At 63.8% G+C, this 13,452-nt stretch carries 13 protein-coding genes and 2 pseudogenes; 8 read left to right on the top strand and 7 right to left on the bottom strand.

The features are described from left to right. Nucleotides 1–115 precede the first annotated feature (115 nt). Nucleotides 116–1,399, top strand: coding sequence for an IS21-like element ISMtsp8 family transposase (gene istA / locus M446_RS33890; protein WP_012290058.1), 1,284 nt, complete (start codon nucleotides 116–118; stop codon nucleotides 1,397–1,399). Beyond that, nucleotides 1,396–2,271, top strand: coding sequence for an IS21-like element ISMtsp8 family helper ATPase IstB (gene istB, locus M446_RS33885; RefSeq protein WP_012290057.1), 876 nt, complete (start codon nucleotides 1,396–1,398; stop codon nucleotides 2,269–2,271). Before istA ends, istB begins: the two co-directional genes overlap by 4 nt. Nucleotides 2,272–2,566: 295 nt before the next feature. Here the strand turns inward: istB and M446_RS33880 are convergent, their stop codons facing one another. From M446_RS33880 to M446_RS36395, 3 genes are all read right to left on the bottom strand, one after another. Continuing rightward, entirely contained in the window at nucleotides 2,567–2,899 is a 333-nt protein-coding gene (locus tag M446_RS33880; RefSeq protein WP_265576686.1) for a hypothetical protein, read from the bottom strand. 96 nt (nucleotides 2,900–2,995) lie between these two features. Further along, nucleotides 2,996–3,211 (bottom strand): DUF6894 family protein, encoded by a 216-nt coding sequence (locus tag M446_RS33875; RefSeq protein WP_012290055.1) that lies wholly within the window; start codon nucleotides 3,209–3,211, stop codon nucleotides 2,996–2,998. Nucleotides 3,212–3,835: 624 nt separating this feature from the next. Further along, nucleotides 3,836–4,789, bottom strand: coding sequence for an ABC transporter substrate-binding protein (locus tag M446_RS36395; RefSeq protein WP_265576691.1), 954 nt, complete (start codon nucleotides 4,787–4,789; stop codon nucleotides 3,836–3,838). 360 nt (nucleotides 4,790–5,149) lie between these two features. Here M446_RS36395 and M446_RS33865 point away from each other — a divergent pair, with 360 nt between their 5' ends. The 3 genes from M446_RS33865 (at nucleotide 5,150) to M446_RS33855 (ending at nucleotide 6,415) form a co-directional block, all read left to right on the top strand. Then, entirely contained in the window at nucleotides 5,150–5,701 is a 552-nt protein-coding gene (locus tag M446_RS33865; protein ID WP_012290052.1) for a recombinase family protein, read from the top strand. A gap of 92 nt (nucleotides 5,702–5,793) precedes the next feature. Further along, nucleotides 5,794–6,003 (top strand): DUF4160 domain-containing protein, encoded by a 210-nt coding sequence (locus M446_RS33860; protein ID WP_415926930.1) that lies wholly within the window; start codon nucleotides 5,794–5,796, stop codon nucleotides 6,001–6,003. Beyond that, nucleotides 5,996–6,415 carry a DUF2442 domain-containing protein gene (locus M446_RS33855; RefSeq protein WP_012290050.1) on the top strand — a complete coding sequence of 140 codons (420 nt, stop codon included), beginning with the start codon at nucleotides 5,996–5,998 and terminating at the stop codon, nucleotides 6,413–6,415. Before M446_RS33860 ends, M446_RS33855 begins: the two co-directional genes overlap by 8 nt. Before the next feature lie 108 nt (nucleotides 6,416–6,523). Here the strand turns inward: M446_RS33855 and M446_RS38500 are convergent, their stop codons facing one another. Together M446_RS38500 and M446_RS36385 are read right to left on the bottom strand one after the other, a co-directional pair. Further along, nucleotides 6,524–6,664 (bottom strand): hypothetical protein, encoded by a 141-nt coding sequence (locus M446_RS38500; RefSeq protein ID WP_168169206.1) that lies wholly within the window; start codon nucleotides 6,662–6,664, stop codon nucleotides 6,524–6,526. Nucleotides 6,665–7,335: 671 nt separating this feature from the next. Then, a complete protein-coding gene (locus M446_RS36385) occupies nucleotides 7,336–7,536 on the bottom strand; it encodes a hypothetical protein (RefSeq protein ID WP_012290048.1) in 201 nt (66 codons plus the stop codon). Between the two features lie 510 nt (nucleotides 7,537–8,046). Between M446_RS36385 and M446_RS39410 the strand changes: the two genes are divergently transcribed. Next, nucleotides 8,047–8,172, top strand: a complete 126-nt coding sequence (locus tag M446_RS39410; protein WP_265576690.1) for a hypothetical protein — start codon at nucleotides 8,047–8,049, stop codon at nucleotides 8,170–8,172. Nucleotides 8,173–8,375: 203 nt separating this feature from the next. Then, nucleotides 8,376–8,600: pseudogene (locus M446_RS33850) on the top strand (IS5/IS1182 family transposase); the annotation flags it as partial. 22 nt (nucleotides 8,601–8,622) lie between these two features. On the opposite strand, the gene M446_RS33845 reads toward M446_RS33850, so the two are convergent. Then, nucleotides 8,623–10,278 (bottom strand): outer membrane beta-barrel protein, encoded by a 1,656-nt coding sequence (locus M446_RS33845; RefSeq protein WP_050777595.1) that lies wholly within the window; start codon nucleotides 10,276–10,278, stop codon nucleotides 8,623–8,625. A 1,322-nt stretch (nucleotides 10,279–11,600) separates the two neighbouring features. Then, a complete protein-coding gene (locus tag M446_RS33840) occupies nucleotides 11,601–12,368 on the bottom strand; it encodes a DUF3102 domain-containing protein (RefSeq protein ID WP_012290045.1) in 768 nt (255 codons plus the stop codon). A 592-nt stretch (nucleotides 12,369–12,960) separates the two neighbouring features. Here M446_RS33840 and M446_RS36375 point away from each other — a divergent pair. After that, a pseudogene (locus M446_RS36375) lies at nucleotides 12,961–13,435 on the top strand (transposase). The last annotated feature ends 17 nt before the right edge of the window (nucleotides 13,436–13,452 follow it).

The following is a 13,452-nucleotide window of genomic DNA, read 5'->3' as shown; positions in this document are numbered from 1 at the left end:
GGCCTGCAATTTTCCCCACCCTCCCGGCCGCCCCTGAGCCTCCTGTTTGAGGCGGGATGCCCGCGCGGCGGCCGTCTCACCGAAGCTGGTCCCCGTGGCGGGAGGGAGCGGCGCGGTGGTCAGCCTCGGGGAACTCATGACGATCCTGGACCTCCACCGGCAGGGCCTCTCGGTCACCGCCATCGCCCGCCAGCTCGGCCTCGACCGCAAGACCGTCGCCAAGTACATCGCCCGCGGCCTCGAGCCGCCCGTCTACGGACCGCGATCCCCCCGCGCGCGGGCCACCGACGCCTTCCTGCCCTACCTGCGCGAGCGCCTGGCCGCCTACCCGCAGCTTACGGCCGTCCGTCTCTGGCGCGAGTTGAAGGAGCGCGGCTTCGCAGGGGCCTACACCGCCGTGAAGCGAGCCGTGGCCCTGCTTCGCCCCTCAGCTCCTCTGCCTATCGAGCGCCGCTTCGAGACCCCGCCGGGCGAGCAGGCCCAGGTCGACCTCGCCCGCTTCGAGGTCGTCTTCGCCGACGAGCCGGGCGTGACCCGCATCGTCTGGCTGTTCGCGATGGTGCTGGGCCACTCGCGCTATCTCTGGGCCCGCTTCGTCGTCCACCAGGATCTGCAGACGGTCCTGCGCTGCCACATCGCCGCCTTCCAGGCCCTTGGAGGCGCCCCGCGCGAGATCCTCTACGACCGCATGAAGACCGCCGTGATCGGCGAGGATCCCGACGGCTTGGTCATCTATAACCGCAGCCTTCTCGATCTCGCGCGCCACTACGGGTTCCTGCCGCGCGCCTGCCGTCCCTACCGGGCCAAGACCAAGGGCAAGGTCGAGCGCCCGTTCCGCTACCTGCGCGAGGACTTCTTCCTCGCCCGCTCGTTCCGCAACCTCGACGACCTGAACGACCAGCTGCGGCACTGGCTCGACACCGTGGCCAACGCCCGCCGGCACGCCACGACCAAGCGGATCGTCGCCGACGCCTTCGCGGAGGAGCGCAGCCAGCTGCGGGCGCTGCCGCCCGTGCCCTACGAAGCCGTGCTCAGCCTGGAGCGGCGCGTCACCCACGAGGGCTTCGTCTCGGTGGCGGGCAATCTCTACAGCGTGCCCGACACCACCCGCCGCCGCGCCCTGGAGGTGCACGTGCTGGCCGATCAGATCCGCATCTACGAGGCGGGTGAGCTCGTTGCCTGCCACCTGCCCCTGGAAGGGCGTGGGCTGACGCAGGTCGATCCAGCCCATCGGCGGCCGCGATCTCCCCCGCCCGAGCCACGAGACCCTGCCGAGCCGGTGGTCGTCAGGCGCGCCGGCGACCAGGTCGCGCGTCGCCCGCTGGCCATCTACGACGCCGTAGCCCGCCAACTCGCGGGAGCCGGCGTGCCCAGGACCGACCGGGGAGACGCGGCATGAGCGGAACTGGCGAGCTGATCCCCCCACTGGTCGAGCGGATCAAGGCCACGCTGGTAGGGCTGAAGATGCCGCGCGCCCTGGAGATCGTCGACACCACCGTGCGGCGGCTGGAGCGCGGCGAACTCAGCGCGCTGGAGGCGGTCGATGCCCTGCTGAGCGAGGAGCTGAGCCTACGCGAGAGCCGGCGGGTGAAGACCGCGCTGGTGATGGCGCGGCTCTCGACGGTCAAGACGCTGTCGGGCTTCGACTTCGCCTTCCAGCCCTCGCTCGACCGCACCCGCATCCTGGCCCTGGCCGAGCTGGGCTTCGTGGACCGCTGCGAGGTGCTGCACTTCCTCGGCCCGCCCGGCACCGGCAAGAGCCACTTGGCGGTGGCCCTCGGGGTCGAGGCGGTGAAGGCGGGCCGCAGCGTGTACTTCACCACCCTGGCCGACCTTGTGGGAACGCTGGCGCGGGCCGAGCGGGAAGGAACGTTGCGCGAGAAGATCCGCTACTTCTGCCGGCCGGCGCTGCTGATCGTGGACGAGATCGGCTACCTGCCGGTGGTGCCGGGCGGGGGCAACCTGTTCTTCCAGCTCGTCAACGCGCGCTACGAGCGGGGCGCGATGGTCCTGACCTCGAACCGCGGCTTTGCAGAGTGGGGGGAGGTGTTCGGCGATCCGGTGGTGGCGACCGCGCTGCTGGACCGGTTGCTTCACCACGCCGTGGTGGTGCAGATCGAGGGCTCAAGCTACCGGCTGCGCCAGCACACCGCGCTCATGCCCGAGCACATCCGCTCGAAGGCAGCCCTGCAGGCTCCGCCGCTCGCCCCGCCTCCGCGTCGGCGCGGACGCCCGCCCAAGAATGGAGGTGCTCACCTCGGCATCGCCTGACCGCCGAGCCCGCCGATCTGAGGAAAATTGCGCGCCCGAAATTGCGGAAGGTTCGAAGCCCGTTGACAATCGGTGCAGGCTAGGGCCGAGCTTGCGGTCCCGCTACGATTTCTTTGTAGCTGGTTCCTACAGTGTCGGACGCTGCATCGTCGTGCTTCACCCGGTTGCGGGGCGGCGCAGTGGGCGGCCGGATTGGCGCTTCACCGTCCGGCCGCCACAACAGGGCTTAGGTCTTCTTCCCGAACTCCCAGACCGGCACGCCGCGGTAGCGCCCCGGCTTGCGCTTCCACGACGTCTAGAGGTGCTTCTTCAGGTACGCCTCGGTGACCTCGAACACGGGGTAGGAGCACGGCATCATCACCCCGCTCCAGTCGCCCCGGATGATGCCGGCCTGCGGGTGCACGCCGAACAGCAGGATCGTGTCCCAGCCGAGCCGGGCCGCCTCGGCGCCGAACTCGTCGACGAAGCGGCGGCAGTTCTCCAGGGTGGTGGCCCAGTCCTCCGGGCGGAAGCCGGGGCACGGCGGCTGCCCGGGCGAGAGGGAGGCGAGCCCGCGGTTCCACTCGGAGACGAAGGTGGAGTGATCGGCGGTCGGGTCGGCGGTCGGCATGACGGGGTGGTACGGCACCGAGGTGTGGTGGGGCTTGCCGTGGGTTCTGGCTTATGCGGGCCGCGCCAGCAGGATCGCCGCGAGGTCGAGCACCACACCCTCTGCGACCAGCCGCTACTCCACGAGCAGGATCGCCAGGACGGTCTCGGCCTCCGCGCGGATGGAGAGGGTCCAGCCGTCTCCGAGGTGCGCCAGCTCGCCATTGGCTCGCATCTCCCGGATCACGGCTTCGGCCTCCTCCAGCGCCTCATCCAAATTTACGGCCTCGACCCCTACGTCATCCCGGATAGTCGTCACCCCGTCAGCGAGGTCGAAGTAGAAGCGCTGCATCAGGTGACCCTTTTCTGGGCGGTCGGGAGTGCGCGGCTCCGTCCGGCAGCCTACGTATTCGACAGCAAGTAAATACGCATACTTGGTTTACGGAAGCTTAATATGCCTACCGAATATTTGTTAAATTAACTGAAAGATCAAATGTGGGGCATAATGACTACGTGACTTCGGGATCGCTGCACTATCTAGCAGGTTCAGGGCAGAGTAGGTTGTGTAGTCACACCGACATGCCGCCCTGCCTAAGAGGCTGGGCTCCTTGTTGAGTATGCAGGCTCTCTGGCGCCGGGAACCCAATCGATGCGCGATCCGATCAAACCCGAAACCCATGAAGCGACGGATAATTCAGCGGAGCGAAGCGCGCGAATTCGAGAACATATTAGGAAAGTTATAAGAAAAGCAATAGACAACCAAAACCGAAACACAAAACCATAGTCGAAGAGATCTAAGACATTTGTCGTGCAGTGTGTCGGTCGTTCCCCATCGTAGAGCCATTGCGGAGATTGCCGCCCGGCTCCAGCCATGCGGCCACGTCGGTTCTCGATGGGTATACCCAAGCGGGCGTATGTGTCCCGTTGAGGTCCGATCTTCAATTCTGAGACGTGTCGGAAGCAGCCATCCGAGACGTTACTCGATTACCTCGTCGGCGCGGGCGAGGAGCAGCGGCGGGACCGCCAGGCCCAGCATCTTTGCGGTTCTGGCGTTCACGACCAGTTCGAAATGCGTCGGTGCCTCGACGGGGAGGTCTGCTGGATGCTCCCCATTGGCGATCCTGATCACGAAGCTTCCTGCACGTCGAAACAAGTCCAAGACATGCGCCCCGTAGGAGATCAGACCTCCTCCCCTGGCGAACTCAGAAAATGGAAACACCGTGGGCAAGCCACGGCGATTGGCTGAACTAGCGATCTCAAGCCCGTGAAGGCTTGTGAAACTGCTCGGTGCGATCGCCAAAGCAGTCCCGGGTTGTCGAGCCAGTTCGACGGTCGCTGCTTCGACGTCCTCCATGCGGTCCACGGAAACTGGAATGGGATCGAGATTGAGGGACGCGGCCGCGGCACTGAAGGGCCGCCAAAAGAACTGACCCTGCCCTGCCGCCGTTTTAGGGTGAAACAGGAGCGCAGGACGAGTCGTGCCCGGCGCGATCTCTTCGAGCAATTCCAACCACTTCGCTGTCATAGACGGCTCGAAGTTAGATAGTCCGGTGGCGTTACCGCCAGGCTTGGAGTAGCTCGCTGCAAATCCCTCACCGATCGGGTCGGACACGGAGACGAAAACTATCGGGAGAGTGCGCGTTTCCCGCATTAGCGCAGCAGTAGCCGATGTCCCCGCACCGACCAGCACTTCGGTTCGCGCCTCGACAAGGGCTCTCGCTGCCAGGCGTGTAGCCTCAGGCTCCGCTCCAGCCCAGATGAAGTCGAGAGCGATTTGTCGATCAGAAGCAAGGCTCTGCTCTGCTATTCCTTGCCGAAGCGCTGCCGCACGCGCCCTTCTACCGGCGCTCTCTTGTCCAGTATTCAGAACGCCCACCCGGATGACCCCTGCCGCCTCGGCCCGGCTGGTGCGCAGCCCACTCGCGCTCATCGCAAGAGAAATGAGAAACTCGCGCCGTCTCATTCCATCACCTCGCGATGCTCGGGCTGGATTGACCCCCGGCAAGGCTCTGAGAAGACGGGCGGCGCGGCAAAGATGGAGTTCGCGGACTTCAACTCAAGCCGGGAGCACTGCCCGATAACCGATGACAGAGTGGCATTGATCGACGCCTTGCAGAAGGCCGATGACGGCAGCCTCCTTCACCACCCTGCCGAGATCGTGATAGGACCGCCTCATTGGGGTATACCCATCCGAGACGCCCGCGTGAGACACTCTTGGCGTCTCATATGGATTGATATCGCATTTATGAGACGCTATAATCTCCGGGTCTAGACCCGTCCGAGACATTCCATGGCCCGCATCGGCTACGCCCGCGTCAGCTCCACCGACCAGGACCTCGCCCTCCAGCTCGCCGGCCTCAAGGCCGCGGGCTGTGACGTGGTGCGGTCCGAGAAGGTCTCCGGCACCAGCACCAACGGCCGGACCGAACTCGCCACCATCCTCGACTTCATCGGCCGAGGCGACGTGCTGGTGGTCACCCGCATCGACCGGCTCGCCCGCTCGATTGGGGACCTCCAGGACATCGTGCGGAGCCTGCGGGTGAAGGGTGCGGCCCTCCAGGCCACGGAACAGCCCATTGATACCGCCACCGCGGCCGGCAAGGCGTTCCTCGACATGCTGGGCGTCTTCGCCGAGTTCGAGACGAACCTTCGCCGCGAGCGCCAGCTTGAGGGCATCGCCAAGGCGAAGGCGGAGGGCGTCTACAAGGGGCGCCCGGCCTCCATCGACGTGGCGCAGGTCCGGGCGCTCAAGGCGGAAGGCATTGGCCCGGCCGAGATCGCCCGGCGCCTCGGCATCGGCCGGGCGAGCGTCTACCGCCTCCTCGGCGAGGCCAACGCCTGAGGCGAGGGAACCGCGCGACGTTTCGCCTGTTCCTAAGCGGTTGGGTTTCTGCTATCACCATGCCAACGGTTCTTCGGATCGAATCGCTCCGCGTGGTGATCTACCCCAACGACCATCGCCCCGCGCACGTCCACGTCATCGGCGAGGACTGCGAGGCGGTGTTCAACCTCAACTGCCCTGACGGGCCGGTCAAGATCCGAGAGAACCACGGGTTCGCCCTCCAGCGCGCCGCGGCCCTCGCCCGGGAGCTTGAGGCGAACCTCACCCACCTCTGTGAGGAGTGGAGGAAGATCCATGGATGAGGCTGCATTCGAGTGGGTCACCGCTCGGGCGAAGCGCGTCCGGCAGGCGGGTCCGCACGCGACCTCTGCGCGCTACCTGACCGCCGGCGGGCGCCTTGTCGTGGGGCTCTCGACGGGAGCCGAGCTGCGCGTGCCCGTCGCCATTATCGAGGGGCTGGCTGGCGCCTCGCCGGAGGACCTGCGCGAGATCGAGGTCACGCCGGCCGGCCTCGGCCTGCACTTCCCGCGCCTCGACGCCGACGTGTACGTGCCGGCACTGATCGAGGGCGTGACAGGCTCGGGCAAGTGGATGGCGCAGCACCTCGGCCGCGCGGGCGGCAGCGCCCGGACGGAGCGCAAGGCGCAAGCCTCCCGGGAGAACGGGAAGCTCGGCGGCCGTCCGCGCACGCGCCAGCGCGAGCTGGTGGACTAACCATTCCTTCGGGGACCTAAGGGGTCGGCCGTTGACGCGACTGGCCCTAAACGAAGGCCCTACCGGCCCGCGCTGGTGGGACCTTTGTCGTTCGCGGGGCCTCGGGCGTTACCGCGGCGTTTCGGTGACGGGGCCGATCTCCGCCCCCAGCTCCTTCCAGTACGCCTCGATCTGCTCGGGGGTCCGCATCTGATGCGGGAGCGGTGCATCGAGGAACCGTTTGATCAGCGAGCGCGAGCGCGCGTTCATCGCATCTCGCACGAGCAGCCTTTTCATAGGCGGGAATTACCGTCATCCTCATGATGTACCAACCACGAGAATGCGCCTCGTCGCAGCGCGCTCGGCGCCGAGCCGTGCAGAGTGGAAGCCCTGACCTGCCCTGATAAATCGCTTGTCCGTGAGGCGGATCACTCGCCCCCGGTGGGTCGAACCTGATTTGATTTTCTTTGATTGTTTTCAAAACTCAAAGCATGAAAATATCGGTCCGCTCCCCACCCAGGCGTCGCGGCAGATTTGAACTGCCGTGACGCAAAACACAGACGGCGGGCTTCGGACGGGATCTCGGTTGCCACGGTTACATCCTCCCTACGCTTGCAGCCTGTAACCCCGGCTGTAACCGGACGTGTGCTGCGCTGAAGCGCAAGAGCCGCCGCCATGCGTGTCCCGGCCGAACGGCGCCACATTTGAGGTACGCGGTCGCGTGTGTTGGGCCTGCGTACCGGGTGCGTACCGCGCCTGGCTGGTCAGCCTTCGCTGAAAACAAGACACGCAGTCCTTATGGGGCGTGTCGCAAAGATTTTTGGCGGAGAAAATTATGCTCCCCGCGTAGGCGCACACCGGTCCGTCAGGCCGATACCGGGCTCGTCAAACTGCTTCGCCAGCCTCGTCGGAGGGGGTCAGCAGGCGGTGAGCAGGCCTCGTCACGCCTTGTTCGGAGACGATTTTTTTCGGGCGTTGAACGTTTGCGACACGCCCGACCAGCGCGCCACCAGGGCTTTCGCGCCCAGCTCCGAGACGCCGCCCTTCACCAGCACGTCGACCGCGTGCTGCTGCCGCTCCGCCGTCCACCAGCCGCCGATGCCCGCGTTGCCCCGGAACCACTCTCTTACCCATGCCAGCATGACCCGCCCCCGGTAACGGTGCCGAAGCCCCCATGCAGCACCGGAAGCGGGCAGGGGGATGGCGGCCGATTTCCGGGCCGCCTGATAGCCTCTCGCTTCCCGACCCTACGCCAACTACCCCCGGAAATCTGGAGGCCATCCACGGCCGCTTAAAACGGCCGGAAACGGCACCCGGCCGCACCACCCCATTGCCTTCGAGGGAGGCAGCTCTTCCATGAGCGCCTAGATTTTTATGGTATTATGGCCGGGTAGAAAGCAGGAACTCGACACGGTGCGATGAACGACAACGCAGGAAATCAATGGCCTGTTGCGGTTCTACATGGACACGACCGAGCGGAAGGAACGCGAGTTCGACCCGGACGCATGGGAGCCGGGCGAGATGCAGGAACCGCCCCCGGCACTCGCCCCATGATGCCCGACCTAGACACAGTATTTAAAAGACTGCCCCGTGAAGATTGAGATATCCGCATCGTCAAAGAGCCTGACGGCGGCAGTATCGTTGAGCCGGTGATGAGCGAGCGCGGCCGCAAAGTCTTTGAAGCTGTGGCCGCATCGCACGGCATGACGGATCAGGAGTTTTTCACCTACCTCATCCGCAGCCAAGTTCTCGACTTGCTACCGTCTAACGATCTTTAGGCGCACAGGGGACAGCAGGCCCGGCCGGGCCATAGTCGCCCCGTTCACACGCGGCGCGCTGCTTCTCGTAGTCCTGCCGCGTCCTGTAGCCCTCTCCCGCCACGCGCACCCCATACAGCGCCGCCGTCGGGATCTACGCCCGGCTGAAGGCGCGCACGGGCTGGAGTATGGGCGCGGCCGGGACGCTGCCGGCCAGTGTACCGCCCGCAGCAGCGACCCTCATCGAGGTCGAGATCGTGCGCAAGCCGCCCGGACAGGTCGGCTTTGCCGTGCATCCCCGCAGGTGGGTGGTCGAACGCTTCTTCGCCTGGATCAGCCGCAACCGCCGCCTCTGGAAGGATCCGGAGGCGGCCCTCGCCTCAGCCAAGGCCTTCCTCTACGCGGCAGCTGTCATGATCCTCGTCCGACGCCTCGCTCACTCAGCCTGAGTTATCGGACGGACTCTCAAGGCTACCGTAGGAAGGGGCCCAGATCGAAGCTGTTGTCGGTGAACTTGTAGGAAGCCTGCACGAACACGCCGGCACGGCTGCTCTCGTACTTTAGTGGGGTCGGCAGTGCGCTCGGCTCGGCATACGGGAATTTCGTGTGACCGCGGTCGGTTACCATTTTCCAGTAGCGGGCGCCGACGCCGATGCTGATCTCCGGGGTGAGGTCGTAAGAGACCACGCCTTGCAGAAAGTAGCCGTTACCCAATCCATACACCGGCAAAGGGTTGATGTCAGGCCTCAGCCAGTGATGGTCGAAACCTGAGAGATCCGCAATCGGCAGGTAGGCGGCCTCGGCGGAAAGCTTCAGGCGATCGTAGCGCAGCTCGCCCGCCAGACCGATCCTCATGCCGTGCCAATGCATATCGTGGGTGACTACTTCTACACTCCGCGGTATAAAAGGCCAGCCGCAGGTGCTGTTGTCGGCCTTCTGCGCGCAGCCGGAGGAGTCGGCGAATTCCGAGACGTACTGATAGCCGGCGAACGCGCCGAGCCTGTACGTTTCGCCGACTAGGACGTTGTAGCCGACATCCGCGACCGCGTAGCCGATGTCTCGGCCAGGGATCTTCGATATCGTGTGCGAGTAGAGCGGCATTCTCGGAGGGAAGTCCTCGTCAGTAAAGCGGCCGGAGGTAATGATACCGGAGCCGACGAAAGCTTTGGCAAACCGTCCGGTCGAATTGTCGTCGACGCGCACAAAGTTTTCACTCGCATGCGCGCCGACATCGTGGTAGATAACGCGCGAGTTCTTATGCCCGGCGTTTTCGGAGTCGCCGAGCAGGAGGCTAGACCGACCGGTGCTGTAAAAGTAGCGTATTCCCACTTCGAACACCCAATCCGAGGCCGGAAGCGGCGTGTACGCGACCGGGTTCAGCAGAGTGCGGATGTGCTCCGGCAGGCCGAGGCCCGGGATGCCATCGCCGAACCGATAGTTCAGGCTGGCGCGGGCGAGGAAGCCGTGCGTGGCGATTGTGCCTCCATAGACGGAGCGGGGCAGGGCAGCCTGGATGCTGACCGTGCGCTGGCCGAGGTCGTAGTAGAGACCTTCCGCCTTGACCGACAGGTGCGGGCTGATCGCGTACTCGGCGCCACCGCCGGCCGCGTAGCCGAGGCGAAATCCGCTCGTGAGCCCCTGCGCCGCGAATTGGCGGTCACCGACAGTGAGGGCAGTGCCAACGTCGATGCGGACATAGCCATAGGCGAGGCCGCCGGTGCCGTAGACAAACAAGCGGTCAAAAGCGTATCCGGCCTTGCCGCGCACTGCCCCGAAGGTATCTAGGCGCTGGCCTAGATGATAAAACGCAGCAAAATCAGAGTTTTCGTCGACCTCGCGGACGAGTATGCTCTCGCCGTAGCCGCGTAGCCGGGTCGTCTGGTAGTCTACGGCGGCACCGATCACGAGGCCAGAGCCCGGCGATGCTTGAAGATTGTAGCCAACCTCGCTTCCCGCCGAGAGATCGGCCGCCCGGGCGCCCGGTGACAACGCCGGGAGCCGGACACAGCGCGGACCGATGCACCGTCCGGTGCCGCTCTCGTCCAGCGAGCCGTAGCCGAAGAACACGCCTGCATAGGGGCCGGTCCATGTGAACGACGGCGTGACCAGTGGCGCGAACGCCATCATGGGTGGCGTAAGCTGCGGCAGGTCCGCCGCAGAGGCGGCGAAGCCCAGACCAACAATGGGTAGGTAAAGTAGGTAATAAGCGCCACTTCTTCGCATATTATGGGACGAAGAACTTAAGCCGCTTGCGAGCGCGCGAGAAATCACGCTGAGCTTTGTACGTTTTGAAGGCGTTAGTGCACTGGGATTAAACCGCCGATTGCTCTGCCAGTAAACTTTATGCCCCTCGGAATGGCGCGTCAGGACCCAACCCACCCGCAGATGCGAGGCGAGGGCCGCTACGACTTGGCGCATCGGCCGCGCCCCCGGCTGGCCGGTGGATCGTCGCGTTCCAGGGGGCTCGCGAACTCGCGAGCCGGCTCCGAGAATCATATGTTTCACGCGCGTCTCATGGTGCGCCCGATACCCGTGCGTCCACATCTGCTCTTCTCTCCTTTGGATTGTTAACTATAGTATAGGCTGCGCCATTTGATTGGGGTCTTGGTCTTGGTCTTCGTCTTGGTCTTGGTCTTGGTCTTCGTCTTGGTCGTAATTCCTGTACTGATTTTCGGTGTCAAAGTCTTTCTCGTACCTTAGCCTCTGGCATTTCTCGTAGTCTAGCCTCAGGCAGGAGCTACCGATCTCGCCGGTATATTCGTGTCTTGAACTATTATGCGAGCGCCCATGAAGAGTGCCCGCCATAGCTGCCGAATAGGCTATCACAGCGCTCACAGCAACAATTGAACCCAGAGCCACCTTCTTCATATCGCAGTTTTTCATCATTATGCTCCATATTTTCTCAGCACCTGTTGGCTGTAGAGCTATCAGCGTTCTGGCGACAGGATGAAATCACATGCGCAGCAACAGATTTTATTCATGCGTCAGCATGCTGGACAAATTGTTATGATGTCAAGTAGGTATAATCAGATTTTTTGGGGAATTTTCTCTATGTAAGAATTTGGCGGCGGAAATCAAAGCTTGGACAGAAGGTGTAGATTTGCCTTGTCAAAAGCAGGATGTCCCAGGACAAATGCGCCACATAATGGAACATAGCAAAGCATGTGCTTTTAATTTATGTTGCGGTAGATTTTTCGACAAGATCTGGGCCATTTTTCTCGCACGCACAAAAGAAAGTGCCACCACGTGGCTGGCGGATCATAGACAAGCCGACGATGCAGGGCACCCATCGACCGTAATCGACGGGTGCCCTTCCCCCCTTCTCAGCAAGGCAAGCTCGTTTGAGCGCCTGAAGCTGCGCACCCAGGGCAGCTGTGGGCGGTGCGCCTCCAGATGCGCAGGACGGGGCGCAGCGAGGCCACAGCCCCAATGTGGGCCCCCCTGATGCGTCAGTGGACCCGCGAGGGAGCCTGGGGCTCGGGCTGCTTCGGCTTGCTGACCCGCGAGGAAGCCTGGGGCTCGGGCTGCTTCGGCTTGCTGACCCGCGAGGAAGCCTGGGGCTCGGGCTGCTTCGGCTTGCTGATAAGCACCATCAACTCTGCTTTGATATCATTCCAGGACGCCTTCTCCATCAATCTGAAGAGATGGTCGGTGCCGTCCCCGAGCGCTTCGACAATCAGCGCTGCGGCCTCCGCGGCGGCCCCCGGCGTCTTCTGCCGCCCTCCCTCTGTGGGGTGCGAGACACAGCATTGTGTTTCTCCCGCTTGGTGTTTCTCCCGCTTGTTCGGGGCGACTGTCTTCTTCGTGGAGAGCTTGAAATCCCGGATCTTTTTGGCGGCCACGTCCTTGTCGGTGCAGCCGCTCTCCTGGAACTCACGGATGATCTCGTTCCGGAGGTCGTTTGGTACGCTCTTGGCCGCGAGGTCATACACTGTTGTGCTCGGCAAATGCGAAATGATTTCGGATTTGCCGGCGAAGACCTCAGCCGCACGCATATAGTTCTGCGCTGTGCGATCGGTCCACCGGAGTTCTGTGCGGACCCAGGGGCCGAACGCACCGTGGCCGAGGAGACCCTTCATGCGGAGAAGAGTGAGACCAACCTCGATGATGAAGGCATTCCCCTGCTCGCGAAGGCGATGCGCGGTGTCGCGCGCCTCTTTCGCCACACTGCTTTCAAGCTCCGCGTAGTTGAAGCCGATCCTCGTGATTTTAGGCATACTTGCTGTCCAAGACATCATGCGGAGAGGATCGCGACCAGTTTCGATTAGACTGGTCTGCGCCCACTCGCGACTGGGGCACGCGACATTGCATGCCCCTTGTGTCAGACCGCTCCCGGCATCTATCAGGATTGGTCAGTGTACACCCTGACCTGAAGCGAGATGTTTATCAAGAGGAATACTGGGAAACCCATGCGTGTTCTATGGAAAAAGGCTGCATGAGGTGCTGAAGAGATTACAATACGATTCTAAGGGATTTTCCGCCGCGAGCATCTCTTTCGATTGCTGGCGCGTACTGACCGATAGTGGCGGCCTGGAGCGGGTTACCCATCATCTGGTGATGCGCTATTGAGAAAAAGCGGGGAGAGAAGACAGCCCAACTCTCGCGATCGTCGATGCACAATCGGTGAAGCGCGACGCGCCGCAGAGCGGGTGCGGCTCCGATGCTGACAGGAAGGTGATAGGCCGGTGATAGGCCGCAAGTGTACCGCCCGCGGTTTGTGATACCGCCGCGCTTTGTCGGTGACTCGAACGTGAGTTGGTTGTGAGGCGCGTCTGTGCTGGCCTGCTGCCTGTGCAGCAGGAGGCCGCGATGGCACGACCGGGCCTGACGATCCGCACCGATCTCGCGAGCCCCGCTGAGTTGCGTCGCTTGGCCCGGCGCGAGCCCCGCCGCCGCACGATGCAGCGCCTCCTGGCCGTGGCCAACGCGCTGGAGGGCATGAGCCGTGCCGACGCGGCCCGGGCGGCCGGCATGGAGCGCCAAGCTCTGCGCGACGCGGTGATCCGGTTCAACGCCGAGGGGCTGGCCGGGCTGGCACGACCCGCGCGCGGTCACGCTCCCGCCCAACCTCACCTTCGTGCCGCTGCCGCCTTACAGCCCGGAGTTGAACCCGGTCGAGCGCGTCTGGCTCTACCTACGCGAGCGCTCCCTCTCTCATCGGCTCCTGGCTGACTACAAGGCCGTGGTCGAGGCGTGCTGCCGGGCCTGGAATGCGCTCGCGGCAGAGACCGGACGCATCAAGTCCCTCTGCGCCTATCCCTACCTGCAACAAATCAATTCATAAGCGCGTCGGTATGAGAC

The sequence above is a fragment of the Methylobacterium sp. 4-46 genome, assembly GCF_000019365.1.
Taxonomy (GTDB): domain Bacteria; phylum Pseudomonadota; class Alphaproteobacteria; order Rhizobiales; family Beijerinckiaceae; genus Methylobacterium.
The sequence above is the reverse complement of the archived record's forward strand: the minus strand, read 5'-3'. Positions and strand labels throughout refer to the sequence as shown.